Here is a 26,323-nt window from a genome sequence, read left to right as displayed (position 1 = left end):
CGGCAACCTGAGTCAGGAGGATGATCCCATGACATTGACGGCAGTGCATATTCGCGAAGCCGCGGAATCGATCCGCGGAAAGACGGCGCTTGTGCCGGAGATCGGACTGATTCTCGGCTCCGGCCTCGGCGTGCTCGCCGATCATGTGGAAGACGCGGCCGTGATCCGATACGAGGACATTCCGCATTTCCCGCTCTCCACCGTTGAAGGACACGCGGGCGAGCTGGTCATCGGCCGGCTGGCCGGACGGACGGTCGTCATCATGCGCGGACGGTTCCACATGTACGAAGGATACGGACCGGAGCTGACGGCGTTCCCGGTTCGCGTCATGAAGGCGCTCGGCGCGCGGACGCTCGTCGTGACCAACGCGGCGGGCGGCATCAATACGTCTTTCGAACCGGGCGATCTGATGCTGATTGCCGACCATTTGAACCTGACCGGACGCAATCCGTTGGTCGGGCCGAACGACGGCGAACTGGGCCCCCGGTTCCCGGACATGTCGGAAGCTTACAGCCGGCGGCTGCGCGCCATCGCAACCGAAACGGCGCGGGAACAGGACCTCAAGCTGCGGGAAGGCGTCTATGCCGGACTGCTGGGTCCATCGTATGAGACGCCGGCGGAAATCCGCATGCTTCGCGCGCTGGGCGCGGACGCTGTCGGCATGTCGACGGTGGCGGAGGTCATCGCCGCGCGCCACATCGGACTTGAGGTGCTGGGCATTTCCTGCATCAGCAATATGGCGGCAGGCATACTGGATCAACCGCTGTCCCATGACGAAGTGATGGAGACGACCGAGCGCGTGAAGTCCCGTTTTCTGGCTCTGGTCACAGGCGTCATCCCCCGTTTGTAGGACTTTGCAGGAAGCGAAAATGCACCGTTCGACTCGACCGGGTGCGACACGTTCTTCCCTCCGTTTCGTCGTATAATGGCCCGTGAATCCGAAAGAGGGAGAAGTGTGAATTTTCATCATGGACAAGCAGTTGTTGGGACGAGTCGAATGGTTGCGCAATCAAATGAACACGGCGTTCCGGGCAAGGAACGACATGCAGCACCGCGAAGTGCTGGAACTGAGCCAGTCGCTTGACGAGCTGATCGTGCTGGTTCAGCTCATGAAGCGGCCTCCGAGAAAACAGAAATGTTGACGATCAGGAGGGAAAGGCATGCGTGCGGTTGACATCATACGGCGCAAGCGGGACGGCGGGGAGTTGACCGCCGGGGAAATCGCGTTCCTGATCGATGGATACTGCCGGGGCGACATTCCGGATTATCAGATGTCCGCGTTCGCCATGGCCGTGCTCTTCCGGGGGATGACCGCGGAAGAGACGGCGGAGCTGACGCTGGCGATGGCCCGGTCCGGCAGCCAGCTCGATCTGTCCGGCATTCCGGGCATCAAGGTGGACAAGCACAGCACGGGCGGCGTCGGCGACAAGACGACGCTCATCGTCGCGCCGTTGGCCGCAGCGGCGGGTGTTCCCGTTGCGAAAATGTCCGGCCGCGGGCTCGGCCATACCGGAGGCACGATCGACAAGCTGGAGTCGATACCGGGGTTCCGCACGGAGCTTGCCCCCGAGGCGTTCTTCCGCCAGGTCAGGGAGATCGGGCTGGCCGTTGCCGGCCAGAGCGGCGATCTGGCGCCGGCGGACAAGAAGCTGTACGCGCTCCGCGACGTGACGGCGACGGTCGAATCGATTCCGCTCATCGCAAGTTCCGTCATGAGCAAGAAAATCGCATCCGGCGCCGACGCAATCGTGCTCGATGTGAAGACGGGCGGCGGCGCGTTCATGAAGACGCTGGAGGATGCGGAGCGGCTTGCGGAGGCGATGGTCGCGATCGGCCGGCTCGTGGGCCGCAAGACCGCGGCTGTGATCAGCGACATGGACCAGCCGCTGGGACGGGCGATCGGCAACGCCCTCGAGGTGAAAGAAGCGATCGCCGCGCTGCGCGGTGATGGCCCGGAAGATCTGACGTCGCTCTGCCTGACGCTGGCGGCGCATATGACGGTGCTCGGCGGCAAGGCGGCCGGCATCGATGAAGCGCTCCTGCTGCTGGAGCGGAAGCTGAAGTCCGGCGAAGCGCTGGACAAGTTCCGCGCTTTCGTCGCCGCGCAAGGCGGCGATCCGGCGGTTGTCGACGATCCGGATCGGCTGCCCTCGGCGCCGCACCGGATCTGCGTGAAGGCGGAGCGCGCCGGGTACGTGCGCCGCATCGACGCGGAGAAGCTCGGCCTTGCGGCGATGATGCTCGGCGCGGGGCGCGCGGTGAAGGACGCGCCGATCGACCACGCGGTCGGCGTCGTGCTCGCGCAGAAGCTCGGCAGTTGGGTCGGCGCCGGCGAACCGCTGGCGGAGCTGCACGCCGCGCGCGAAGGCGATGCCGAAGCCGAAGCGATGCGGCTCGCCGCGGAGGCGTTCGAGATCGGCGGCGAGCCGCCGGCGGTGCGGCCGCTCATCCTGTCCGTCGTCACGGAGGACGGCATCCGGCGGATGGATTGATACGGGCACCTTAATCAGTTAGATATAATTAAAGGTAGAGATGAATTACGGGCTTCGAACGTATCTGTTTATTAAGACGTTTCGAAGCCTATTTCATTAAATACAGTCAAGAACATGTGTTATTGGAATATAATAATCATAGACCCAAAAATTATTGACAACACGATTAATCATAGTAAACTGGTAAATAACAAGAAACATAAACTACCGGCATTGTGATCTGGTATATATAATGCTATTCGAGAATAGAAATCGTGGGGTGGTTACCCGGTGAATGGAAAGAGTTCCGAAATAATTGTAAGCGTTATTATACCAACATTTGATAAAGCTGATTTACCTTGACTTAACGCTTAGGTCTTTTGAATATCAACGTTGTAATTTCAATTATGAAATTGTAATCGTGAATGATGGGAGTACTGATCACACAAAACAAATTGTCGAGAGCTTTCTGGATAAGTTGAGAATTACATACATTGAGCAATCAAACAAAGGGCGTTCTGCAGCAAGAAATGTGGCGATTGAAAACGCTAAAGGCGAGATTATACTTTTTAATGACGACGACAGAATTGTAACACCACAATTTCTTAATGAGCAAATAAAAACACATGATAAACCTAATATAGTTGCATTAGGATGAAAAGGGAATATTTTAACGTTTGCTGAAAGAGACTTAAATATACGGACAAATCATTTATATGATTTATTAAAAAAGAATAACAAATTAGTTGAAATAGATTTATTTCCTGAAAAATTAACAAAAATCATTGATGATCAATTATTGGATTTCGAAAACGAGTCGATCTATCAATATATTGTTCATGACGCACCTGATAATTTCCTTGAATTTTATGAAGAATTCGGAAAAGATCTTGAGGGGTTCCGCTTTAAATGGTTGTTGGGCACAACCGCAAACATGTCTGTAAGACGCGAATTTTTAGATGAAGCAGGATATTTCGATGAGAACTATAAGGGTTGGGGAATGGAGGACACAGATCTCGTATATCGATTGCAAAAAAATAAAGGAACCATCAAAAATAAATAAACATGCAATAAACTATCATCAATATCATAAAAGGAATTCTACTGATGAGTCTATCTCACTAAGCACCTATCCGAAAACCTCTGCGCAGCGGAAACAAATCCAGGCGCAGGCAAAATGGAGCATGGCCTCGTAGTTCTCCACTTTCTTTTCCCAACGAATGAGCAAGCGGCGAAAGCGATTCATCCAGGAGTGTTGACCACCCATCGTCTGGCCCGGTATCCGGGAATCGCCGCTTTTTCTTCTTTCTCTTCGCCGCGCGAACGCAAATGAAGGACATATCCCAACTCGGCCACTTTTTCCTACTTGCTTATAATGGTTTTCGGATAGGCTCTAAGTGACAATTGACGCATATTAGGCCAGAAACACTTCAGGGTGTTTCTGGCCTATTCATGAATTTTTTAAACTATGATTTCGCTACAGGGTGGTTTTATGTCGCTTGATGAGGCTGTGAAAACCATCATGATGGAAAGTTGTCCAAAGAAAAAAGATTGCTGTTTAGGGTATTCATTGGAATGTGAACTTGACAAAATGGCGGTATATGAAATTGTTGTTGGATTAGAGGAAATAATGGACATCAAACTCGATGCAGAAAAAATAACTGAAAACAACTTTGCAAATTTTGATACAATCATAAAATTAGTAAGGAGTCAACTGAATGAAACACAGCAAATACCAAGGAATAATCTGGATATGGATTAGAACTATTAATTGGGCAAGGTCATACTGGGGTTGGCTTTTGATAGCGATAATTGCTACTGCCGCATTTAATCTTAGTGATGTTTGGCAAGTAAGAATTATTAAAGAGTTGGTAGATTACTTGACTAAAGGGAATATGCAAAATTCCCAGATCATTATTCTGGCGCTTCAATTTGCTTTATTGGCACTTATTGTACAAATTGGTGCGTCATTACAATATTTTTGCGTGGAAAAAGTACAAAGTGGATATTCGAATTCGGTGAGAAAAAGAATCTTATCAAAATCAATTGATACTTCTCACGATCAATTTTCAAAATATCAACAAGGCGATTGGATTACCAGATTCCAATCGGATATCGAAGGCTCATCACAATTGGTTGGTTGGCGTGTGATTGCAATACTTTCGAATAGTGTTTATGCCATATCCACATTCGCTCTAATGATCAACATGAATTGGTTGTTGGCATGTATTGATTTGTTTTTTCCGATATTTGTACTATTTCTTGCGTCAAAGACTGGAAAGTCCTTGGAAATAATGACAAATTCCATGCAAAACAAGCTATCCTCCGTTAGCAATTTGTTTATGGATATTCTCAGAATGAACAAACTAACAAAGGTATTTGATCAGTTGAAAGTCTATTTACTTCAGAAAGGGCATGAACATTTAAATGAACCTGAATTTCGAAAGCCCATGATATCAAGGATCGGTTTTGAACCGAGCGGCACATGAGCTGTAAGAAAAAGGGTAATGTCCCAGCGAAGCGAGACCAGATCAGCAATATGCGGATGGTTCTTCCCCCTCCCCATTGAAGAGGCTTCTCGGTTTCCATGTAAAATTAAGGGAGAAGTCATTCCAGTATGGCGATTCTGGCTTCGATTCGCTTCCAGACATGCCGGTTTGCAAAATCTTTTGCTAACCTGAGAATCACATTGCGGCTGTGCCGAATCAGCGTCGCGGCGCAATGAAAGAACTCCAGCCGGAAACGGGCAATCGTGTAACCTTGATGAACCGGCTCACAGCAGTCACGCTTGAACCGTTCGAACAGGTTATACGCCAGCAGCTTGATGAGCAGGTCGATTTCATTCGCCTCAAAATCGCTGGTCGCGATCCGGTTAATCGAGAAACCATGTTTGGCTTCCTTGATATAGTTCTCCATTGAGCAGCGCTGGTTGTAGAACCGCCATAGGTCAATCGGCTCCCATTCCAGATTGGTCACGATCGCTTCATATTGCCAATCGGTGTCCAGCACCAGACAGGCTTGCCCGTCTTCGATGACTTGCGTTTTGCGTATAACTACAACGCGGCGAGGCTTTTTCCAGGATGTCGCCTTGTAGATCAGTGCAATCCCTTCGATGATCCAGTCTTCATCGACAAATCGTTTCCAGTACCGGCAGGCCGCAACCTCTGCCGCAAGGCGCTTTGTCCACTTCAACTTGCCGACATAGCCGATGTTCTTGCTTTCCCACAGGCTATAGAAATCTTCGCCGCCGAAGCCCTTGTCGAATCTGGCATATTTCACCGGGCGTTTGCCAAGGAGTTCGAATGTTTCGTTCAAGAACGAAGCGGCATCCGTAGAGGAATGCGTGTTCCCTGATCGGAGGACCGCATTCAGGCACAGACGGGACTGCCCCTCAAATGCCAGCAGCGGGTGGTAGCTTTTGCGGCCGGGCTTATGCGGGTTCGTGCCTTTCGCAGCGCCGACTTGATCGCCGTATACGGTTTCCACCGTGGAGTCCAGATCCAGGATGAGCGCTGACGGCAGGCAGGGCTGAATGACGGTCTGATTGAGCGTTCGCAGTTCCGATCGCAGGTGGGGGCAAGATGTTCGCATACGAATCAGTTCTTTATACAGCAAGGTGTGGTGCGGGCATCGACCGCCGAGAAATTGCTTGAGAAGCGAGTCGTGCTGCAGTTTGCGAAAATGAAAGAGCCGCTCGCAGCCGAGCATCCATCCAACGATGAGGTAAAGCAGAATGCGATAAACCGGAAATAATGAGTTGCGAGCTTTCACACACGACAATCCGCGTAATGCCTGAGAAAGCTTGATTTTCTCCAAGTATTCCAAAAAGATTTTGACGCCACCGAAGCTGGTTGCATTCTCCAAGGAAAATTCGGTCTTGATTTTGCTGACGGGTGTGGTAGACTTCACCTAAAAGGTGCTCCTTTCTTTGGGTGATGTTGTCTTCGCAAACACCATTCTACCAAAGATTTGGAGCCCTTTTCACGTTTTCAAAGAGTCGTACTTTCGAAATTCAGGATGAATATCATACTTTACGGGTTAAAAAGGCAAGGATTAACGCCACCATTTTTGGAGTAAGGGGATTTACGGGGGCAATACCTGAGTTGGTTAATGTTTTTGTCGGAGGATGGTTGGTACTTTCAGGAGACTTAACTATTAGAGAATTAACCGCATTCATAATGCTTTATAACAATCTTCTGACTCCTTTGGTCAGTATAGGCAGCCAAATGAGCATGATCAGTGAAGGAGCTGCATGCGCAAAAAGATTGAATGAAATTCTTGCGCTTCCTGAAAGCAAACCGCCGGTTCAGGTTACAAGCAGACAAATTGATCGTTTGCGTTTGGAAAATATCTGCTTGAAGCGCGAAGGATTTGAACTAAAAAATGTTTGTTTCGATCTTGCTAAGGGTGAGAGACTTTTCATTATAGGGAAAAGTGGCGCAGGTAAATCTACACTTTTGTCAATTTTGGCAGGTTTAACGACCGATATAAAAGGAAAAATTTATATCAATAATGAATTGGTAGAAAATGTGCTGGAGTTACGGAACTACGTTAGCTATGTAGAACAGGATGCAGCATTTTTTGATGGAACCATAGCGGAAAATATTGGATTAGGCACGATTGATATGAACCTAAATTTCGAAAGCCCGTAATATCAAACGCTGTATATAGTGGAACTGCCAAACTAGCTGTAAGAATGTGGCGATTTCCCAGTTCGTTCGGTTCAAGTCAACATTATGTGGATACACTTTCCCCCTCCCCAATGAAGAGGCTGCGATTTCTTCCATGTTAAATTTAGGGGTTTTCATTCCAAAAGTGCGATCCTGGCTTCTATTCGTTGCCATGCATACCGGTTTGCAAAGTCTTTCGCCAGCTTGAGAATGATGTTGCGGCTATGCCGAATAATCGTTGCTGCGCAATGGAAGAACTCTAATCGGAACCGTGCGATTGTGTAACCTTGATGTACCGGTTCGCAGCAGCTTCGCTTGAATCGCTCGAACAAATTGTAGGCGAGTAATTTGATCAACAAGTCGAGTTCATTCGCCTCAAATTCGCTCGTCGCAATTCTATCAATGGAGAAGCCGTTCTTCGCTTCCTTGATATAGTTCTCCATGCAACAGCGTTGGTTGTAGAAGCGCCACAGATCAAGCGGCTCCCATTCGAGATTGGTGACGATCGCTTCGTATTGCCAATCCGAATCGAACACCATGCGGGTCTGGCCTTCATCGACGATGTGTGCCTTGCGAACAATCGCTACGCGGCGCGCCTTCTCCCAAGATGTCGCTTTGTAGATGATCGTAATCCCTTCGATGATCCAGTCTTCATCGACGAATCGTTTCCAGTACCGGCAGGCTGCGACTTGTTCTGCAAGGCGCTTTGTCCATTTCAACTTTCCGACGTAACCGATTCCTTTGCCTTCCCACAGGCCGTAGAAATCTTCACCGCCGAAGCCCTTATCGAACCTCGCGTACTTCACCGGATGCTCCCTCAGCAGTTCGAAGGTTTGGTGAAGAAAAGCTGACGCATCCGTGGAGGAGTGCGTATTGCCCGAACGTAGAACGGCATTCAAACATAGACGAGACTGTCCTTCGAAGGCCAGCAAAGGATGATAACTCTTACGGCCGGGCTTATGCGGGTTCGTGCCTTTAGCCGCTCCGCCCTGATCGCCATATACGGTTTCAACGGTGGAGTCAAGGTCCAGAATGAGAGCCTCTGGTAAACAAGGTCCAATGATTTCCTGATTGAGCGACCGCAGCTCAGTCAACAAGTTCGGGTGCGATTTGCTAAGACGCGACAACTCTTTGTATAACAGCGAATGGTGCGGACAGCGTCCACCGAGAAACCGCTTTAGAAGCGAGTCTTGCTGTAGCTTGCGGAAATGGAAGAGGCGTTCGCAGCCGAGCATCCAGCCGACGACGAGATAAAGCAGAATACGGTAGACGGGGAACAGCGAGTTGTTTGCTTTCATGCATGACAGCCTTTGTAAAGCAGCGGCAAACTTGATTTTTCGAGGTATTCCAGGAAGATTTTGATGCCGCCGAAATTGGTCGCGTTCTGTAGGGAAAATTCGGTCTTGATTTTGCTGATGGGTGTGGTAGACTTCACCTAAAAGGTGCTCCTCTCTTTGGGTGTAGTGTTCTCGATAAACACCATTCTACCAAAGATTTGGGCACTTTTTTATGTTTTCATAGGATCGCACTTTCGAAATTCAGGATGAATAGAATTATAGACGCAGCCAAGGCTGTAAATGCGCATCATTTCATATGTCAACTGCCAAACGGGTATAATACAGTTTTAGACAGAAACGGGTCAAATTTGTCCGGTGGACAGAAACAGAGAATTGCATTAGCGAGAGCATTATTTACCGATAGACCAATCATTCTTATGGATGAACCTACAGCGAACCTTGATCAAAAAACAGAGCATAAGATTATAAAAGATACAGAAAAAGCTTTTTCCGATAAAATATTGATAATTGTTGTTCATGATTACTCATGGATCAGGCCTTTTGATAAAGTTTTGTTTATGCATGAAGGTTATATACTTGAAAACGCAACTGATAGTGAGCTTCGAAGCAAGTATGGAGACTATTACAGGATGCTGGAGCGAACAAGGGAGGTTTCACTATGAAATATACTGTGAGCCCTTCTATTATTTAGATCTAATATTTGCGTTAGCATGGATAATTGCAAGAAAAGATCTCGAAAATTATAGTCCTTTTACAAGCAGGATGAAACACTTTGTTTTACATTTGAGAGAAAATATAGGTCAAGAAGACGAGTCTGATATAATTCAACCTGAATTTCGAAAGTGCGATCCTATGAAAACATAAAAAAGTGCCCAAATCTTTGGTAGAATGGTGTTTATCGAGAACACTACACCCAAAGAGAGGAGCACCTTTTAGGTGAAGTCTACCACACCCATCAGCAAAATCAAGACCGAATTTTCCCTACAGAACGCGACCAGTTTCGGCGGCATCAAAATCTTCCTGGAATACCTCGAAAAAATCAAGTTTGCCGCTGCTTTACAAAGGCTGTCATGCATGAAAGCAAACAACTCGCTGTTCCCCGTCTACCGTATTCTGCTTTATCTCGTCGTCGGCTGGATGCTCGGCTGCGAACGCCTCTTCCATTTCCGCAAGCTACAGCAAGACTCGCTTCTAAAGCGGTTTCTCGGTGGACGCTGTCCGCACCATTCGCTGTTATACAAAGAGTTGTCGCGTCTTAGCAAATCGCACCCGAACTTGTTGACTGAGCTGCGGTCGCTCAATCAGGAAATCATTGGACCTTGTTTACCAGAGGCTCTCATTCTGGACCTTGACTCCACCGTTGAAACCGTATATGGCGATCAGGGCGGAGCGGCTAAAGGCACGAACCCGCATAAGCCCGGCCGTAAGAGTTATCATCCTTTGCTGGCCTTCGAAGGACAGTCTCGTCTATGTTTGAATGCCGTTCTACGTTCGGGCAATACGCACTCCTCCACGGATGCGTCAGCTTTTCTTCACCAAACCTTCGAACTGCTGAGGGAGCATCCGGTGAAGTACGCGAGGTTCGATAAGGGCTTCGGCGGTGAAGATTTCTACGGCCTGTGGGAAGGCAAAGGAATCGGTTACGTCGGAAAGTTGAAATGGACAAAGCGCCTTGCAGAACAAGTCGCAGCCTGCCGGTACTGGAAACGATTCGTCGATGAAGACTGGATCATCGAAGGGATTACGATCATCTACAAAGCGACATCTTGGGAGAAGGCGCGCCGCGTAGCGATTGTTCGCAAGGCACACATCGTCGATGAAGGCCAGACCCGCATGGTGTTCGATTCGGATTGGCAATACGAAGCGATCGTCACCAATCTCGAATGGGAGCCGCTTGATCTGTGGCGCTTCTACAACCAACGCTGTTGCATGGAGAACTATATCAAGGAAGCGAAGAACGGCTTCTCCATTGATAGAATTGCGACGAGCGAATTTGAGGCGAATGAACTCGACTTGTTGATCAAATTACTCGCCTACAATTTGTTCGAGCGATTCAAGCGAAGCTGCTGCGAACCGGTACATCAAGGTTACACAATCGCACGGTTCCGATTAGAGTTCTTCCATTGCGCAGCAACGATTATTCGGCATAGCCGCAACATCATTCTCAAGCTGGCGAAAGACTTTGCAAACCGGTATGCATGGCAACGAATAGAAGCCAGGATCGCACTTTTGGAATGAAAACCCCTAAATTTAACATGGAAGAAATCGCAGCCTCTTCATTGGGGAGGGGGAAAGTGTATCCACATAATGTTGACTTGAACCGAACGAACTGGGAAATCGCCACATTCTTACAGCTAGTTTGGCAGTTCCACTATATACAGCGTTTGATATTACGGGCTTTCGAAATTTAGGTTCAATTCTATAGAAAAGTCAATTTCATAAATCATTTAACAGGCTGAGTCAGTCCAATAATCGACATGCATTTTCAAAAAAATTAGGCAACTTGAGACTGCAGCATCGTTTTATTCCACCGGTCCAGTGCGAGTTTGCACAGGTTGTAAGTCAAGCAACTCAATTGAACATCCATTAACGCACGCTTTTTCAGTTTTCGGGTTGAACCCAACTCCAGGTACAGCTTCAAGTAGGCGAATACGCGTTCAATCGCGGTTCGCTGCTTGAATAGCTGTGCCCATTTTTCGCTCCCGCGTCCGGGTGCAGTGAATCGGCGAACATCTTCTTCCACGCGAAATTTGAATACTTTCCGGCAACCGTCAGCTTGAAAAGGGCAAGTGGCACATTCCTTCGGCCTTGTGAATCTCACCGTATCCCGCTTGGCGTCGTAACTGTCGTAAACATACGCGTGACCTTGTTTGCAAGTCGGAAGCAGATGCTCATCCTCGCCTTCCGGCTGCTTGACACGATGAATCAGCGGGATGATCGGAAACGCTCCAATTTCCCGGATTTGGCGATATACCGGTTCGCCGTCATATCCCTGTCCGCCAGTACATGTTTCGGTTTGAGAGATGGAAATTGTTCCTTCAAGTACCTGTGTAACCGCTAAAATAAAATTAACAAGAAACACGAAATAATCTTGAACACGAATTCCCTGATTCTCCCTCACCCGATATAATCAAGCTGGAAATTCATCAGTGTAGGGTGAGGAGAATGAAATCTGCGGAAAGGTGGCCTATGTACATTGAAATCTATCAACTGAAACAGTTGGGGCTCAATGTTTCACAGATAGCCCGCAAACTGAACATTTCTCGAAACACCGTGTACAAATATCTGAACATGTCGCCGGAAGAAATGCAGGCATTCATCGAATCGGTGAAGACGCGGCGAAAGAAGCTGGATCCGTTTGAATCCCAAGTTCTTCAATGGTTGCGGGAATATCCGGACCTATCGGCCGCTCAGATTCATGACTGGTTGAAGGAACGGCGCTTGGATGCCAACGTCTGCGAGAGCACCGTTCGGCACTTCGTCCGGCACTTGCGTGAGCGGCATGGTATCCCGAAAAGCAAACCGATGCGCCAGTACGAAGCGGTGGAAGACCCGCCCATGGGACAGCAGATGCAAGTTGACTTCGGCGAAACGAGAACGCACGATCTTCATCAGCATCCCGTACGGTTATGGTGCATCACGTTTGTCCTGTCCCATTCCCGGTACAAATACGTGGAATGGCAGGATCGACCGTTTACCACGGCGGATGTGATCCGCTGCCACGAGAACGCCTTTGAATTTTTCGGCGGCATGACTCGCGAGATCGTCTATGACCAGGATCATCTTCTGCTTGTAAGCGAAAACCACGGCGATCTGATTCTGACGGCCGAATTTGCCGCCTACGTCCGGCAGCGCAGATTTCAGATTCGCATGTGCCGCAAGCAAGATCCGGAAAGCAAGGGGCGGGTGGAAAACGTCGTCGGTTTCGTCAAACGCAACTTTGCGCGCCATCGGACGTTTACCCACATCGACCGGTGGAACGAAGACTGTTTGGCTTGGTTGAACCGAACCGGAAACGGGCGGATGCATCACACGACCAAAAAAATACCGGCGGACGTGTTCGCCGAAGAGCGGCGCCATCTCCTGCCGGTTCCCGAAAAAATACAAACCAATTCTGCACCCAGTATAACAAGACGGGTGCGAAAAGACAATACGATTGTCTTTCAGGGGAACCGGTACTCGCTGCCGCTTGGCACCTACACCGGCACGGACACGTCTGTGGAGATTCGCGTGACGCCGGACAAGCAGTTGGTGGCGTTCGATCCGGCAACCGGCGAGGAACTGGCCCGCCATCCGCTGCATGCGGGTAAAGGCAAACTCATCAAAAACACCAACCATGCCCGGGATCGTTCCAAAGGGATTGGCGCCTATATGGAACACGTGGCCGCCCGCTTTCCAGAACCGGCGCAAGCCCGATCCTATCTGGCGGTCATCCGGGAACAAAAACCGCGTTACATTCGGGACCAGTTGCAATGGATCGATCGACACGCCAAAGACGCGGATCCGGATGTGCTGGCGCAAGCGTTGGCCTATTGTCTGAAACATCGACTCTACCAGGCCACGGATTTCGTGGATGCCCTGCACTATTACGCGGCTCTGAAATCGGCCGCGGCACCAGCCGTTCCGACCGATGTCCGGTTGCTCAGCGAGCCGGAACGGCAGAAACTGAAGATGAAGCCGCAAGTTCGCCCGTTTGACGTATATCAAGCCATCCTGGAGGGAGCCCGATGAGTGAAGCGACGATGGAACTGAAGTCCGTATTCAGCGCGCTGCAGTTAACCGCCGCCGCTGGGGCGCTGGACGAACTCCTGATGGAAGCCGAAACCAGGTGTCGCCACTCACGTAATTTGACGTGAGAAAGGCGATTTTTTGTTATGTATGTTGGCGGAGGAAATAAACCGTTGGTTGTCGTAAGTAGATGGGAGTTGAGACGACAATCATCAGGAGGATGCAATCTTCGCAGAAAACGCAAATAGGAAGACCCTCAGGTTGGCGCCCAAGTCTTCCTATTTGCCCTGCGAATAAATCGCTATGTCTATCGTAACGGATTGGAATTTGGATGTAAAGCGGTATCTTCAGTCCTGCTCTGACGGCATTCCCGAAGCAGACCGGCCGCGTGTGTGTCCGCACTGCTCCGAAACCGTGATGTTGCATCGGCACGGCCGGTTTTTCCGATGTGTCTTTACTCTCACGGAACGTTTCGTCATTCCCATTTTTCGTTTTCGTTGCCCCCAATGTTCCAGAACGACGAGCGTATTGCCGGCGTTCCTTCTGCCTAAGCAGCAAACGGCGGTCGACATCCAGGAAGAGGTCGTCCGGGGAGAGACCCATGGCGCTTCACGTATAACCATGGCGCAGCAATCCGCCGCCTGGCCCGGCGGTCCGTGGTCCGTACGCACGATCCGGCGGTGGTGCCGCCGCTGGAAGGACATGCTTTCCAAGCTGGAAGATCGGTTGGCTGCGTGGCTTCTTTCCCGGCACCCGCAGGTGGCGTTGCCTCGTGGGCGGGGAGCCGGCTGGTCTTTGTGGTTCGCCTGCTGGGAACGGCTTCGGACATCGGCTCAGGAGGGGTCGCTGCTGCATCGGCTGAACCGATGGGCACGGCCATTGTCGGTGACGGTGCCCGGTTGATGATCCCACAAACGTTGGCTGTCGATGAAAGCCCGGGGGAGCGGCGACAATGGAGGCTGGGGAGATTCCCCGAATCCATATTCCGAGGAGGGTTCTGCCGATGGAACATCCCGAAAGCATCGCCGCTGCCCGGTATGCACTGATTGCGCCGATCGTCAGCCGGCAAACTCCGCTGGCGCCCGGAGAAATGAAGGCGCTGCTGCAGGAGGCGTCCCGCTGCGTCTATGAAGTCCCCGGCGGACGCTCGCGCACCGTGAGCATTCGGACGCTGGAGCGCTGGGTAGAGGCGTATCGCAAGGGCGGCTGGGATGCGCTGAAGCCGCGCGTCCGCAGTTCCAAGGGGCGTTTGCGCATGGACGGGGCCGTGCTGGAGAAGGCCAAACAATTGAGACGTGAAAGGCCCGAACGGAGCGTCGAACAAATCATCTTTCTGCTCGAGGAAGGCGCACTGGTCCCGCCGGGAACGGTTGCACCCAGCACACTGGCGCGCCACCTTCGCCAGGCCGGTCTCAGCCGCCGCAGCGTCATGAAAGAAAACGCGGCATCCGGCCACCGCCGCTTCGAAGCGGAGGATATTCTGGTTCTGGTACAGGCGGACTTCAAGCATTTCGTCTACCTGCCTGACCCGAGGAACCCGAAGAAACGGAGAAAGACGATCTTGTGCCTCGTTCTCGACGATTACAGCCGGTATATCCTGCATGCCCAGTTTTACTTCGACGAGAAGCTGCCGCGGCTGGAAGATTGCCTGAAGAAAGCGATCCTGCGCTGCGGCGTTCCGGAAATGCTGTACGTGGACAATGGAGCGGCGTTTTCGTCCCAGCACCTGACCCGCATCTGCGGGAAGCTGGGGATCGACCTGCGTCATACGCGCCCTTTCCAGCCCCGTGGACGCGGGAAAATTGAGAGGAGCTTTCAGTTCATCGACACGAGTTTCCTTCCCGAAGTGTACGCGCGCATCGAGGCGGGCCAATTGACGACGCTGGAGGAGCTGAACGACGCGCTTTGGGCGTGGATCGACGGCTATTACCACCAGCGGGTGCATGGCGGAACGAAAGAAACCCCTCAGGCCCGTTGGAACGGCAGTTCGCGCCGGCCGAGGCGGGTGTCGCTCGCCGAATTGAACGAGATCTTTCTGTGGGAAGAAACACGCAAGGTGGATGCGACCGGCTGTGTCCGCCTCCTGGGGCAATACGTATGAAGTGGACGGCGATCTCGGCAGCCGGCAGGTGACGCTGCGTTACGATCCGTACGACCTGCGGGAGATTCAGGTCTGGTTCGAAGGCGTTCGCCGCGGCAATGCCAAGCCGGTCGAACTGCGGCGTTACCGCGACCGCCGGGTCCCCGCCGACGAGGTCGCGCCGGCAGAAGAAGCGGACGTGCAGCTCTCCTTTCTCGATTTGGCGGAACAGAAACGAAAAGCACAGTGGAAGGAAGAAGAAATCCGCTATGCGTGCACCACCATGGGAGGTGAGAAGCGGTGAGCACGGCGATCCGGCCCTTTACGCGCATGCTGGATATGGTGGACTGTTTTTCGTTTCGCGGTCATGAAGAGGCGTTCGCCCGACTGAGCGTGGCTGTGGCACAGCGTCAGCTCGGAGTGCTGACCGGTGAGGTGGGCAGCGGCAAATCTGCCCTGATCCGTCGGTTGTTCCGCTCGCTCGATCCAATGATGACACTGCCGGTGTACCTGAGCCAGTCCAACCTCAAACCGCGTGATTTTTACAGCGAATTGCTGAGGCAGGTCGGCGAAGTGCCGCCCTACTCGCTGCCGAAAGCCAAGCGGCTGTGGGAAGAGGTTCTTCAGCAACGGGAAGCCCAGGGGGAGCGTTCGCTGCTTGTGGTTGTGGACGAAGCTCACGAGATGAGTGAAGAAATGCTGCTCGAACTTCGCTTTGCTATGGGGGCCCAGATGGACGCGCGCTCCTACTTTCCGATCATCCTGTCGGGACAACCGGAACTGCGGAAGAAGCTGCGCCTGAAGAAGTTCGAGGCAATTGCACAGCGGATCGGCATGCAGTACCATCTGACCGGGATGACGCGCGAGGAAGCCGGCGCCTACATCAAGCATCACATGAGGACGGCCGGTTTGGAGCGTCCGGTATTCTCAGAAAGCGCCGTGCAGATGATCCATGCGGCAAGCCAAGGACTTCCTCGTGTGATCAATCTGATTTGCACCCATGCATTGTATGATGCAGAAGGGAAAGGGCATGAGGTTGTCGAAGAAGCACACATTGGCCGCGTGTTGGCGGATTTGGACAAGCAGCGTGGAGCGGCAGGCTAACCTGCCGCTTTCACATTTCCGGTTGATGATTGGCGACCCAATTCTCATATGGGTGACGTGGCTGACGTACAAACGATCACGTCATTGTCGGTGGTTGTTCCACCGTCAAATTACGTGATCGGCAACAACCAGGCAGTGGAGTTACCGCCAGTGTTTGCAGCGCGTGCTTTCGTACGAGTTGAAAAAACGGGAAGAAAAGCAGTTTGCCCGTCGGTACAAACGCGCCGCGTTCCCGGAACTGAAAACGTTGGACGAATTTCGGGTCGACGAACAACCGTCCCTGGGACAACGTCAGTTGCAGCAACTTCGGGAACTGATGTGGCTGGAGCAGCATTATAACTTGCTCTTTCTGGGCCCGCCCGGCGTCGGGAAGACGCATCTGGCGATTGGACTGGGCGTCGAGGCATTGAATCAAGGATATAGCGTCAGTTTCGTCACGATGGATCAGTTGTTGCATCTCTTGAAGACGCAAGAGATTTCCCGAAACGCCCAGCTGCGGGTGAATCGGATCATCCGTTCCGATCTGGTGATTCTGGACGATCTGATGTTCATGGCGCTGGATCGGCAGGAGGCTCACTTGTTCTTTCAGTTGATCAACAAACTGTATGGGCAGGCCTCCATCATCCTGACGTCCAACAAAGGACCGGAAGATTGGGGAGAACTGCTCGGGGATCCGGCCGTCACAACCGCCATTCTGGACCGGATCCTGCATCGAAGCGAGGTGATTCACCTGACAGGAGACAGCTACCGGCTCAAGCACCGCCAAACCATATTTGGAAATTTCTAGTTGTTGAAAATAAATTCGCGAAATTTGTTCAAAGGTACTTGACGGTTACAGTACTGGAGAAGCATGATCTCCATACGCTGGTCGTTGACATGGGCGGAGCAGGTCTCACTGGCGATAATATACTGGCTCTTGCAGTTTCACCAGGAGGTTCAACGTGTAGCCGTACCAAAACCTCACCTGCCCCGTTCCGCGCGGATCACCCTTGACCCCCATACTTGCATGTTGCGACAGGTCCGCTCGAAGCTCCTTGTACGTGGCGGGGAGCATGAAGCATGTCGGCAACCTCTCGTTCAAACAGGCTGAGGGAAGCCTTGTACGCTTCAAGCCGGGCTTCCCATTCCGCTTTTTCCGCTTTCGGAATGCGGCCGCGTTTATTCCGTTTCGGTTTTTCCGGCTTGCGTTCTTCCGGTTTCATCACGACGGATTCGTCAAACAAGACGGGGGTATCGGTTTCTTGTGCAGGCTTTGGTGTCGATTTGCCCTTCTTGTCCAATCGAGGATTGCGGTCAAAGGCCTCAATATGGGAAGAATCGACGGCCAGTACATCCCCCGCAACAAACCCTTCCTCCATCGCCTGGTTCACCAGGTCCTCCTGAATCTTTTGCAAAATATCCGCTTGCTGAAGCTTGGTGATCAATCGGGAATAGGAGGCCTCGCTCGGAATCCGGTCGGATCCAGTAAAGCGGCACCGGGTGCGAAACTCAAGGCTTTCTTTCAATCGGCGAACCAAATCCTTGATGAAACGGATATGTTCCAGCTTGGCGATGATCAAAGAGTAGATCATCGCTCTTGTGTTCAAGGTTTCGGGACGACCGCGGGTCTTGTGGCTACCAATGGCATGAAGGATTTTTCCAATCGGCAACTGTTCCAACACCGTATCCGCTTTGGGGGTAATCTCCATTTCCATCAGTTGCTCGAAGGAAAACAGTTCTTCTTGTCGAATATGATACATGGAGGAGTACTCCTTTCTCGGTTTTGGTTTGGTCACCTAAAACTTCGAGAATTTGGGGAGGTACTCCTCTTTTTTATGTCCCAATATCCAATTGCCACAAGGGGTTTCAATTATGAAATTGACTTAATCGTCAGTCATTTTCCAGTTATTCAGCACTCGCTGGAAAAACGACAACAGGCTTGACAGGGAGCCTCTGCAGGCGTGATTCTCGCGAAGGGGCGGTGGGAGAGGAATCATCGCGGGCTTGCAAGCCTATCACGCCTGCCTCTCCCTGTAAAGCCTGTCTTCAAATCTGGAAATTCCCAATTACCAGTAGCACGATTTTTTGGGGTAATCCGTCACGATTTTTTACATCGATTATCTGGAAGAACAGATTCGACGATTCTGAAGTGAATGCGATTCTGGTACAATCAACGTCCGTTCGGACTGCATTTTGAAACCAGAGTGTTTATAAATGCTGACCTTCGTGGATTGTGGCGTGAGAGCGGAGAGTTGCTTGAAAAGGAATAATCCACCTTATCCTAGGTAGTTGCTCCTGAAAAAGTCCGATCGTGAACATCACCTCATCCCCATCCTTTTTCAGGACTGCCCATTTACCTTATTCTTCCTTATTTTGCTGCCTTCGCGAGCATTTTGGCCGCTCTGTCCAGGTTGTGGGTCAGGATTCCGAACCCGACCCAGCTTTTTGAGCCGACAAGGCCCCGGTACCTGCTGCGGCCTAAACCGTACTTTCGCTTGAGGAGGCTGATCCTGGCCTCTCCTGCTGCACGGTAGCGCTGCAAGTCTTTGAACCAAGGTTGGTTTTCATGTTCCGTTCTCGCCTGGCCTTTCTTGCCCTTTCGGGGTAAGCTGGCCCGTTTGACGCCGAGCGCCGTCACTGCCGATTCGTTTTTCTTGCTGGAAAAACCGCGATCCGTCGCGACAGCTGTTGGGGCGACGCCGAATGTTTCGATGTGGGCTTTGACCGCCGGAATGAGCAGTTCATCGTCCGCCGGGTTGCCATTGTACACGGCATATCCGGTAATGAAGCCGCTCTCCGTTTCGTCAATCCGGACTTTATACCCGAACTCCGTTCCTTTGGCTAACTTGCCTTTCTTGATCGGCCGGGCTTCCGGATCGAAAAAGCTGACGATGCGATCCGGGATGACCCGCGTCCCCGATACGACTTGCTTGGCTTGGCGGATCAGTTGGCCGGTCAGCGTGATGGCTGTTTGAAGCCGCCCTTTGCTCTGTTGCGCCATCCGTTTGCCGGTCTCCCGTATTTTTGCGACAACCGCGTTTGCTTGCTCGACCACGGCTTCCGTCACTTCGATGACGCTTTCGGTGATCCGGTCGACTTCTTCCCAAGACTCCCGGCTGCGGCGGCGAAGTACCTTAGCGATGGACAGAATCTTCTCCTTGATCTCGGCGGTACGGTCTTCAAAGCCTTGCGCGGCATGGGAAGCGACTTGGCGGATCTTCCGCACCAGGTGGGTGATGACTTTGACGCCGTCCTGCAGCAAGGTTGCGTCTGTGGGGTGGTGAATGTCGGACTCCACGACCGTCGTATCGGTGCGCAATTTGCGATGCTTCAGCACCGCCTTTTCCTTCAGCTTGTGCAGGAGCGCTTCGTTCAACTGTTCGACGACTTCGTCGCCGTAGCGTTTGCGGGCGTAGATGAGCGTCGAAGGATCCGGCATCGGTTCATCGATCGCGATTCGGCAGAACAGGCGCCAAGTGATGCTGTCGCCGACTTCTTTGATCAAGGACTCGTATCCCAGGTTATACTTGCGTTTGAGCACCATGAGGCGCAAGTATTTCTCGATGGGGTAGGTGGGACGGCCCATCTTCGTCTTGGTTGGATGCTTTTCCATAAACGGCTGCAGGAAGCTTTCGTCGTCCAACAGTTCATCGATGATCGCCAATTCGGCAGGCAGTTTCCGTATTTCTTCTGGAAGAATCGTATCCCACAGGGTTAATTGTTCGTCGCGAAGTTTCAACAATTTTCTTCACCTCAAGGAAGGATTCCCAAGGGGCGATGTTGAACTATTAAGACAAAGGAATTCGCCTCTTGGGATAGGTTGTCTCGGCAACTTCCTATTTCCACATGGAGGAGATGAATTCCTTTTATTTTGCTTAAAACAGCCGACTTTTTCAGGGGAAACTAGGTAATAACTAACAAGAAGAAGCCTGCCCCTTTTTCGGGCGGCGGAGAGACTTAGGAGGGACCATGATGGTGAGGAGATTACGCCCCGTACTGCTGCTGGTTTTATCCATGATCATGGCGCTGCCCGCAGCGGCGGCCGCGGAGGAGAAGACGAAAGGCGCGCCCGCGTCATCGCAGGACGGAGCGGTCAAGCTGGCGCCTTCCGCGCGCTCGGCCATTCTGATGGATGCCGACAGCGGCACGATCATTTTCGAGAAGAACAGCCATGATCGGCTGCCGCCGGCCAGCATCACGAAGATCATGACGATGCTGCTCGTCATGGAGGCGCTGGATGAAGGCCGGATCAAGCTGACGGACAAGGTGACGACGAGCGAATATGCGGCTTCGATGGGCGGGTCGCAAATTTTCCTCGAAGCAGGCGAAGAAATGACGGTCGAGGATCTGCTGAAAGGCGTAGCCATCGCGTCCGGCAACGACGCGTCCGTCGCGCTCGCCGAGAAGATCGCGGGAACCGAGCAGGAATTTGTGCGCCTCATGAACGAGAAGGCGCAGCAGCTCGGCCTGAAGAACACCCATTTCGTCAACGTGAACGGGCTGCCCGCCGAGAACCACTACACCTCGGCTTACGACATCGCCGTCATGTCGCGGGAACTGCTGAAGCATACCGAGATTACGAAATATACCGGACTGTACCAGGACTATCTGCGGAAGGACACCGATCGTCCGTTCTGGCTCGTCAACACGAACAAGCTCGTCCGGTTCTACGCCGGCGCGGACGGACTGAAGACGGGGTACACGAGCGAGGCGAAGTTCTGTCTGAGCGCGACCGCAAAGCGCGACAACTTCCGCGTCATCGCCGTCGTCATGGGCGAGCCGGACACGAAAACGCGCAACGCCGAAGTGGCCCAGATGTTCGATTACGCGTTCGCCATGTACACGAACGTTCCGATCTACAAGGAAGGCGACACGATCGGCACGGTGCGGATCGCCAAAGGGGAAGTGCCGCGGCTTGAGCTGAAGGCAAGGCATCCGTACAGCGTGCTGATGAAGAAGGGCGCGAACATGAAGGACATCCGCCATGAGCTGCGTCTCGACGAACCGGTCAAGGCGCCGGTGAAAGCCGGCCAGAAGATCGGCAAGGTCATCGTCTATCAGGGCGCGAACGTGCTCGCCGAATTCGACGTCGAAGCGCCGGAGAACGTGGGACGGGCGAACTGGTGGACGCTCTTCAAGCGGACATGCGCGGAATTGATCGCATAACCGCGAATCCGGACGCGTCCGGCGGCGGAATTTGTCCGGCAGGTTCTAGTTTTGTCGCAGGGCAGGAACGTCGGCCGGACGCGTAGAAATGACTGCGTAGAAATGACTGTCTGAAGCAGGGAGAGGAGTGAACGGCAATGCGGCTTCGTGAGGAAATGGAGCATTACCGCAATGTGCTGATCGTCAGGCTGAAAGGCGAACTGGATCATCATACGGCTGACGGATTGAAGCAGCGGCTCGAGGATGCGCTGCTCAGGGGCAGGGCAACGCACGTCGTGCTCAACCTGAGTGAGCTCGCGTTCATGGACAGCTCGGGCCTCGGCGTCATCCTCGGGCGCTACAAGACGGTGACCGCCCGCGGCGGAAAACTGATCATCTGCGGCGTCAATCCGGCCGTCCGGCGGCTGTTCGAATTGTCTGGTCTGCTCAAGATTGTCGCGCTGTACGAGAATGAGCGCGAAGCGCTCGGCAGTCTGGAGGTAGTATCATGAACGGATCGAACCGCATGACCCTGACGTTTTCCAGCCGTTCGGAGAACGAAGCGTTCGCGCGCATCGCCGTCGCCGCTTTCGTCTCGCAGCTCGACCCGACGGTCGATGAACTGAACGATCTGAAGACGGCCGTGTCCGAAGCGGTGACGAACGCCATCATCCACGGATACGACGGCAATCCCGACGGCATGGTGACGATCGAGGCGCACATCGAGGGCGACACCGTCTCGATCATTGTCCGCGACGAAGGGAAGGGCATCGAAGATCTGGAACTGGCGCGGCAGCCGCTGTTCACCTCCAGACCGGAGCTGGAACGTTCCGGCATGGGCTTCACGATCATGGAAAACTTCATGGACGAATTCGAAGCGGCGAGCGAACCTGGCAAAGGAACGGAGATCCGGATGATGAAGCGGATCGAATCGAAAAAGGCGCTGTACAACTAAGCGCGCACAGGGGTTGGACCGCATGGAAGTCGATTGGAGACAGCAGTCGCAGCCGTACCTGGAGGACGCCGAGGTAAAACGGCTCATCGCACTTAGCCAATCCGGGGACGCGGATGCCCGCGACAAGCTGGTCCAGGCCAACATCCGGCTCGTATGGTCGGTCGTGCAGCGGTTCCTGAATCGCGGGTATGAACCGGAGGATCTGTTCCAGATCGGATGCATCGGCCTGCTCAAGTCGGTCGACAAATTCGATCTGTCCTACGACGTGAAATTCTCCACCTACGCCGTGCCGATGATCATTGGCGAGATCCAGCGGTTCCTCAGGGACGACGGCACGCTGAAAGTGAGCCGCTCGCTGAAAGAGCTTGCGAACAAGGTGCGGAAGACGAAGGACGAGCTGTCCAAGGGGCTCGGCCGGCAGCCGACCATCGGCGAAGTGGCCGAGAGGCTCGGCATATCGCCCGAAGAAGTCGTATTCGCGCAGGAAGCGAACAAGCCGCCGGCGTCGATCCATGAGACCGTGTTCGAGAACGACGGCGACCCGATCACGCTGATGGACCAGATCGCCGACGAATCAGGAGAACGGTGGTTTGACCGGCTGGCGCTCAGCGAAGCGATCGAGACGTTGTCCGAGCGGGAGCGGCTGATCGTCTATCTCCGCTATTACCGCGACCAGACGCAATCGGAAGTGGCCAGCCGGCTCGGCATCTCGCAGGTGCAAGTGTCCCGGCTCGAGAAGAAAATCTTGCAGACGATCAAGGACCAGATCGCGCTTTAGGCGGTCTGGTCTTTTGGTGTACGCCCGGCATGGGCGTCATCTCTACGGTGAAAGTCCGGAATGGGGGCTGGCGAGCGCCTACCATTAGCCGAGGGCAAGGGTGTCGGTCGCGAGGCCGAATCTGAAGGAAGCCTAAGGCAAACGCACGGGCCAAGGTACACGAACTGGATTCGAGGCAGGGTTAGTCGGATGAGTTGCCATCACACAACGAAATCCAAAGCCGCCAAGGACTAATCCTGTAAACTCCAGTGGTCGCGGGCGGAAAGATGACGCTCTTATCCGGGGAGGCCTGCGGAATACGCGAAGTGACTTCATGCGCGAAGTGACTTCGTAACCGCAGCCGGGAGGCTGCGCTGAATCCGCAGGAGTCAGCAGAGGCCATAGTACGCGAGTACGGGACGTAAGGAAAGCGGAAGGGCCAAACCGAAAGGAGAGAGGAAACCGATGCGTTCGCACGACGGGCATAGACAGCAGAATACCTCGCAAGAGGGCTGCCAGCGGGAGGTAGCGGTGAAGCCGCAAGGGACCGTTGGAGTGCCGAGTCCGTTGCCGGCACAAATCGCCCCTTCCTCTCGCAAAGCACAGGACGACTTGCTGGAGAAGATGCTGGAAAGGGAGAACCTCTTGAAGGCCTACAGGAAAGTGGTACAGAACGGAGGAGCCCCCGGTGTGGACGGGGTAACGGTAACGGAGTTACAAGCTTACCTGAACACACACTGGGAAGCGGTGAAAGCCGCACTCCTTGCGGGAACGTACAGCCCCTTGCCCGTCAGACGGGTGGAAATCCCCAAACCCGGAGGCGGCGTACGGCTGCTCGGCATCCCGACCGCGATGGACCGTCTTCTCCAGCAAGCGCTTCTGCAAGTGATGGAACCGATCTTTGACCCGCATTTCTCATGGCACAGCTACGGCTTCCGGCCGGGGAAGCGCGCGCATGATGCGGTAAGGCAAGCGCAGCAGTATATCCAAAGCGGCCTCCGCTGGGTCGTGGACATGGATCTGGAGAAGTTCTTCGACCGTGTGAACCACGACATCCTGATGGCGAGAGTCGCGCGGAGGATAGACGACAAGCGCGTGCTCAACCTGATTCGCGCTTACCTTAATGCCGGGGTTATGGCCGGGGGTGTGGTCGTGAGAACGGAAGAAGGCACGCCGCAAGGCGGCCCGCTCAGTCCGCTTCTCGCCAACATCCTGCTGGACGATTTGGACAAAGAACTGACCAGACGAGGACTGCACTTCGTCCGCTATGCGGACGATTGCAACATCTTCGTGGCCAGCAAGCGGGCCGGAGAACGGGTCATGGAATCGGTGATCCGATTTGTGGAAGGAAAGCTGAAACTGAAAGTGAATCGGGACAAAAGCGCGGTAGACCGGCCGTGGAACCGAAAGTTCCTCGGCTTCAGCTTCCTGTCGAACAAGCAGGCAACGGTCCGGTTGGCACCCAAGACGATTCAGCGTTTCAAGAAGAAAGTCCGGGAGATAACGGACCGCTCGCGCCCGCTGACGATGGAAGAACGGATTAACCGACTGAACCGCTTCATGATGGGATGGATCGGTTATTTCCGTCTGGCTGCCGCCAAGAACCACTGTGGTAACCTCGACGCATGGATGCGCAGGCGACTACGCATGTGTCTGTGGAAACAATGGAAGAGACCCAGGACCAGATTGCGTAATCTCCGTGCACTCGGCGTGCCCGAATGGGCGGCTCGAATGATGGCGAACTCACGCCGTGGTCCGTGGGAAATGTCCCGTAACACAAACAATGCCCTTCCGACTTCCTACTGGGAAGCGAAAGGGCTGAAAAGTCTGCTTTCTCGTTACCTTGAGCTTTGTTAACCTTCGGAACCGCCGTATGCGGACCCGCATGTACGGTGGTGTGAGAGGTCGGGGGCTTGCCGCCCCCTCCTACTCGATTTCCGCCGCAGCGTCCTCATTTCCCGCATTTGTCAGGGAGGCTCCCGGTTAGGCCGGCCGTTTCCCACTCATACTAGAACTTGACAGGAACGCCGCGAAAGGGTGAGTCCATGACGACCGTGCGAACGAACACGCTGTACGTCCGGCTGCACAAGCGGCTGGTCATCCGGCCCGGCGATGACGTGCGGCTCGGCGACGCCGCCCGGCTGCTCGCCGACGAAGCGCGGGAGCGGCGGCTGAAGGAGCTGGTCCTATACCGGCACAAGCCGGAAGACGGCGACCGCGTCGTCATCGACATGCTGCACGTCATTCGCGCCGTGTCCGAAGCGGAGCCGGGGCTTGATGTCGAGTTCGTCGGCGAGCCGCAGACGCTCGTCACGGTCGCCGCCCGGCCGCAGAAGCCGCTGCCCGGCATGCTGATTGTGGCGTGGCTCCTCCTGTTCTTCGGCTCGGGGCTCGCCATCATGAACTTCCACGCCGACGTCGGCATGCTGGAAGTGCATCGGCGCATGACGGAGCTGATTACGGGCACGAGGCCGGAACGCCCGCTCTGGTTCCAGATTCCGTATTCGATCGGCGTCGGTCTGGGCATGGTGCTGTTCTTCAACCGCGTGATCCGGCGCAAGCTCAGCGAAGAGCCCAGTCCGCTCGAGGTCGAACTGTATCTGTACCAGGAAAACGTCGACGCCTACGTCGTCGCCGACGAGATACGGAAACTGCACCGGAATCAGGGAGGCGGCGGACAAGGGAGCGGCGGCCGTGGCTGAATGGCTCGCGAACGGCGCAGCCGCTCTGCTCGGCCTGTCCGGGGGACTCGCGGTCGGAAGCGGCCTGATCGCGCTGCTGGTCATTCTGGATCTGATTCCGCGGCTCGCGCAGCTGTCCCGGGGATACCGGCTGGCGGCATGGTACGAGACGGCCATCATCGCCGGCACGGTGTACTGGATGTCGGCTGATTTCGGCGACTGGCGGAGCCCGCATACGGGCGCAGCCGAGATCCTTGCCGCGCTGGCCGGCCTGTTCACCGGGCTGTTCGTCGGCATGCTGGCGGCCGCGCTGACGGAAGTGGTCAACGTCCTGCCCATCATGGCGAAGCGGCTCAGGCTGGAGTCGAAACTGCCGGCGCTCGTCTGGGCGCTGGTGCTCGGCAAGCTGGCCGGTTCGCTGTTCGATTGGCTCGTCTATCATCGCTGAGGCCGGG

Annotated in this window: 24 protein-coding genes and 5 pseudogenes; 23 read left to right on the top strand and 6 right to left on the bottom strand. The window is 53.7% G+C overall.

What is annotated here, in order from left to right; translation table 11 throughout:
• The first annotated feature begins 28 nt into the window (after positions 1-28).
• The 5 genes from THECO_RS09440 (at position 29) to THECO_RS22720 (ending at position 3,534) form a co-directional block, all read left to right on the top strand.
• Positions 29-850: a purine-nucleoside phosphorylase gene (locus THECO_RS09440; RefSeq protein ID WP_015254805.1), complete on the top strand. Its 822-nt coding sequence runs from the start codon at positions 29-31 to the stop codon at positions 848-850.
• 118 nt (positions 851-968) lie between these two features.
• Positions 969-1,142, top strand: a complete 174-nt coding sequence (locus THECO_RS21100; RefSeq protein ID WP_015254804.1) for an aspartyl-phosphate phosphatase Spo0E family protein — start codon at positions 969-971, stop codon at positions 1,140-1,142.
• An 18-nt stretch (positions 1,143-1,160) separates the two neighbouring features.
• Entirely contained in the window at positions 1,161-2,492 is a 1,332-nt protein-coding gene (locus tag THECO_RS09435) for a pyrimidine-nucleoside phosphorylase (protein WP_015254803.1), read from the top strand.
• 319 nt (positions 2,493-2,811) lie between these two features.
• Positions 2,812-3,129 carry a glycosyltransferase family A protein gene (locus THECO_RS21095; RefSeq protein WP_083883188.1) on the top strand — a complete coding sequence of 106 codons (318 nt, stop codon included), beginning with the start codon at positions 2,812-2,814 and terminating at the stop codon, positions 3,127-3,129.
• A 276-nt stretch (positions 3,130-3,405) separates the two neighbouring features.
• Positions 3,406-3,534, top strand: a complete 129-nt coding sequence (locus THECO_RS22720; RefSeq protein WP_353682008.1) for a glycosyltransferase family 2 protein — start codon at positions 3,406-3,408, stop codon at positions 3,532-3,534.
• 66 nt (positions 3,535-3,600) lie between these two features.
• Here the strand turns inward: THECO_RS22720 and THECO_RS21090 are convergent.
• A pseudogene (locus THECO_RS21090) lies at positions 3,601-3,833 on the bottom strand (IS5/IS1182 family transposase); the annotation flags it as partial.
• A gap of 130 nt (positions 3,834-3,963) precedes the next feature.
• On the opposite strand from THECO_RS21090, the gene THECO_RS21690 reads away from it, so the two are divergent.
• Entirely contained in the window at positions 3,964-4,233 is a 270-nt protein-coding gene (locus tag THECO_RS21690; RefSeq protein WP_157373560.1) for a hypothetical protein, read from the top strand.
• A complete protein-coding gene (locus THECO_RS21085) occupies positions 4,190-4,960 on the top strand; it encodes an ABC transporter transmembrane domain-containing protein (RefSeq protein WP_015254802.1) in 771 nt (256 codons plus the stop codon). The genes THECO_RS21690 and THECO_RS21085 overlap by 44 nt, the downstream gene beginning before the upstream one ends.
• A 118-nt stretch (positions 4,961-5,078) precedes the next feature.
• Here THECO_RS21085 and THECO_RS09420 read toward each other — a convergent pair whose 3' ends face one another.
• Entirely contained in the window at positions 5,079-6,380 is a 1,302-nt protein-coding gene (locus THECO_RS09420; protein ID WP_015254801.1) for an IS1380 family transposase, read from the bottom strand.
• A gap of 26 nt (positions 6,381-6,406) precedes the next feature.
• Here THECO_RS09420 and THECO_RS21080 point away from each other — a divergent pair, with 26 nt between their 5' ends.
• The gene (locus THECO_RS21080) at positions 6,407-7,123 is read left to right on the top strand and encodes an ATP-binding cassette domain-containing protein (RefSeq protein WP_083883186.1); all 717 of its coding nucleotides are present in this window, start codon (positions 6,407-6,409) and stop codon (positions 7,121-7,123) included.
• 152 nt (positions 7,124-7,275) lie between these two features.
• Here THECO_RS21080 and THECO_RS09410 read toward each other — a convergent pair.
• Positions 7,276-8,576: pseudogene (locus tag THECO_RS09410) on the bottom strand (IS1380 family transposase).
• A gap of 108 nt (positions 8,577-8,684) precedes the next feature.
• On the opposite strand from THECO_RS09410, the gene THECO_RS21075 reads away from it, so the two are divergent.
• On the top strand, positions 8,685-9,101 hold the full coding sequence (locus THECO_RS21075) for an ATP-binding cassette domain-containing protein (RefSeq protein WP_083883184.1): 417 nt from the start codon (positions 8,685-8,687) through the stop codon (positions 9,099-9,101).
• A gap of 274 nt (positions 9,102-9,375) precedes the next feature.
• A complete protein-coding gene (locus tag THECO_RS09405; protein WP_015254800.1) occupies positions 9,376-10,677 on the top strand; it encodes an IS1380 family transposase in 1,302 nt (433 codons plus the stop codon).
• 256 nt (positions 10,678-10,933) lie between these two features.
• Here the strand turns inward: THECO_RS09405 and THECO_RS09400 are convergent.
• A pseudogene (locus tag THECO_RS09400) lies at positions 10,934-11,493 on the bottom strand (transposase); the annotation flags it as partial.
• A gap of 135 nt (positions 11,494-11,628) precedes the next feature.
• On the opposite strand from THECO_RS09400, the gene istA reads away from it, so the two are divergent.
• The 6 genes and pseudogenes from istA to istB form a co-directional block, all read left to right on the top strand.
• Positions 11,629-13,170 carry an IS21 family transposase gene (gene istA, locus THECO_RS09395; RefSeq protein ID WP_015253855.1) on the top strand — a complete coding sequence of 514 codons (1,542 nt, stop codon included), beginning with the start codon at positions 11,629-11,631 and terminating at the stop codon, positions 13,168-13,170.
• Entirely contained in the window at positions 13,167-13,295 is a 129-nt protein-coding gene (locus THECO_RS22505) for a hypothetical protein (protein WP_015254799.1), read from the top strand. Before istA ends, THECO_RS22505 begins: the two co-directional genes overlap by 4 nt.
• A 175-nt stretch (positions 13,296-13,470) precedes the next feature.
• Positions 13,471-14,070 carry a DUF6431 domain-containing protein gene (locus tag THECO_RS22715; RefSeq protein ID WP_408646052.1) on the top strand — a complete coding sequence of 200 codons (600 nt, stop codon included), beginning with the start codon at positions 13,471-13,473 and terminating at the stop codon, positions 14,068-14,070.
• Between the two features lie 100 nt (positions 14,071-14,170).
• Positions 14,171-15,551, top strand: a pseudogene (locus THECO_RS09390) (DDE-type integrase/transposase/recombinase).
• The gene (locus tag THECO_RS09385; protein ID WP_015253876.1) at positions 15,548-16,351 is read left to right on the top strand and encodes an ExeA family protein; all 804 of its coding nucleotides are present in this window, start codon (positions 15,548-15,550) and stop codon (positions 16,349-16,351) included. Before THECO_RS09390 ends, THECO_RS09385 begins: the two are co-directional and overlap by 4 nt.
• Positions 16,352-16,472: 121 nt before the next feature.
• Positions 16,473-17,138: pseudogene (gene istB / locus THECO_RS09380) on the top strand (IS21-like element helper ATPase IstB); the annotation flags it as partial.
• A 196-nt stretch (positions 17,139-17,334) separates the two neighbouring features.
• Here the strand turns inward: istB and THECO_RS09375 are convergent.
• Both THECO_RS09375 and THECO_RS09370 read right to left on the bottom strand, forming a co-directional pair.
• A complete protein-coding gene (locus THECO_RS09375; protein ID WP_052835873.1) occupies positions 17,335-18,090 on the bottom strand; it encodes a transposase in 756 nt (251 codons plus the stop codon).
• Between the two features lie 608 nt (positions 18,091-18,698).
• Positions 18,699-20,072 (bottom strand): ISNCY-like element ISTco5 family transposase, encoded by a 1,374-nt coding sequence (locus THECO_RS09370; protein WP_015253349.1) that lies wholly within the window; start codon positions 20,070-20,072, stop codon positions 18,699-18,701.
• 230 nt (positions 20,073-20,302) lie between these two features.
• Here THECO_RS09370 and THECO_RS09365 point away from each other — a divergent pair, with 230 nt between their 5' ends.
• From THECO_RS09365 to THECO_RS09335, 7 genes are all read left to right on the top strand, one after another.
• Positions 20,303-21,496 carry a D-alanyl-D-alanine carboxypeptidase family protein gene (locus tag THECO_RS09365; RefSeq protein WP_015254796.1) on the top strand — a complete coding sequence of 398 codons (1,194 nt, stop codon included), beginning with the start codon at positions 20,303-20,305 and terminating at the stop codon, positions 21,494-21,496.
• 137 nt (positions 21,497-21,633) lie between these two features.
• Positions 21,634-21,987, top strand: coding sequence for an anti-sigma F factor antagonist (gene spoIIAA / locus THECO_RS09360; RefSeq protein ID WP_015254795.1), 354 nt, complete (start codon positions 21,634-21,636; stop codon positions 21,985-21,987).
• Positions 21,984-22,430 (top strand): anti-sigma F factor, encoded by a 447-nt coding sequence (gene spoIIAB / locus THECO_RS09355; protein WP_015254794.1) that lies wholly within the window; start codon positions 21,984-21,986, stop codon positions 22,428-22,430. The genes spoIIAA and spoIIAB overlap by 4 nt, the downstream gene beginning before the upstream one ends.
• Before the next feature lie 22 nt (positions 22,431-22,452).
• Positions 22,453-23,208 carry an RNA polymerase sporulation sigma factor SigF gene (gene sigF, locus THECO_RS09350; protein ID WP_015254793.1) on the top strand — a complete coding sequence of 252 codons (756 nt, stop codon included), beginning with the start codon at positions 22,453-22,455 and terminating at the stop codon, positions 23,206-23,208.
• A gap of 444 nt (positions 23,209-23,652) precedes the next feature.
• Complete coding sequence (gene ltrA, locus THECO_RS09345) at positions 23,653-25,044, top strand: group II intron reverse transcriptase/maturase (protein ID WP_015254792.1); 1,392 nt, start codon at positions 23,653-23,655, stop codon at positions 25,042-25,044.
• A gap of 188 nt (positions 25,045-25,232) precedes the next feature.
• Positions 25,233-25,889, top strand: coding sequence for a stage V sporulation protein AA (locus THECO_RS09340; RefSeq protein WP_015254791.1), 657 nt, complete (start codon positions 25,233-25,235; stop codon positions 25,887-25,889).
• Positions 25,882-26,316, top strand: coding sequence for a stage V sporulation protein AB (locus THECO_RS09335; RefSeq protein ID WP_015254790.1), 435 nt, complete (start codon positions 25,882-25,884; stop codon positions 26,314-26,316). Before THECO_RS09340 ends, THECO_RS09335 begins: the two co-directional genes overlap by 8 nt.
• Positions 26,317-26,323: the final 7 nt, after the last annotated feature.

It is taken from the genome of Thermobacillus composti KWC4 (genome assembly GCF_000227705.2).
Taxonomy (GTDB): domain Bacteria; phylum Bacillota; class Bacilli; order Paenibacillales; family Paenibacillaceae; genus Thermobacillus; species Thermobacillus xylanilyticus.
This window is presented reverse-complemented; position numbering and strand designations above follow the sequence as displayed.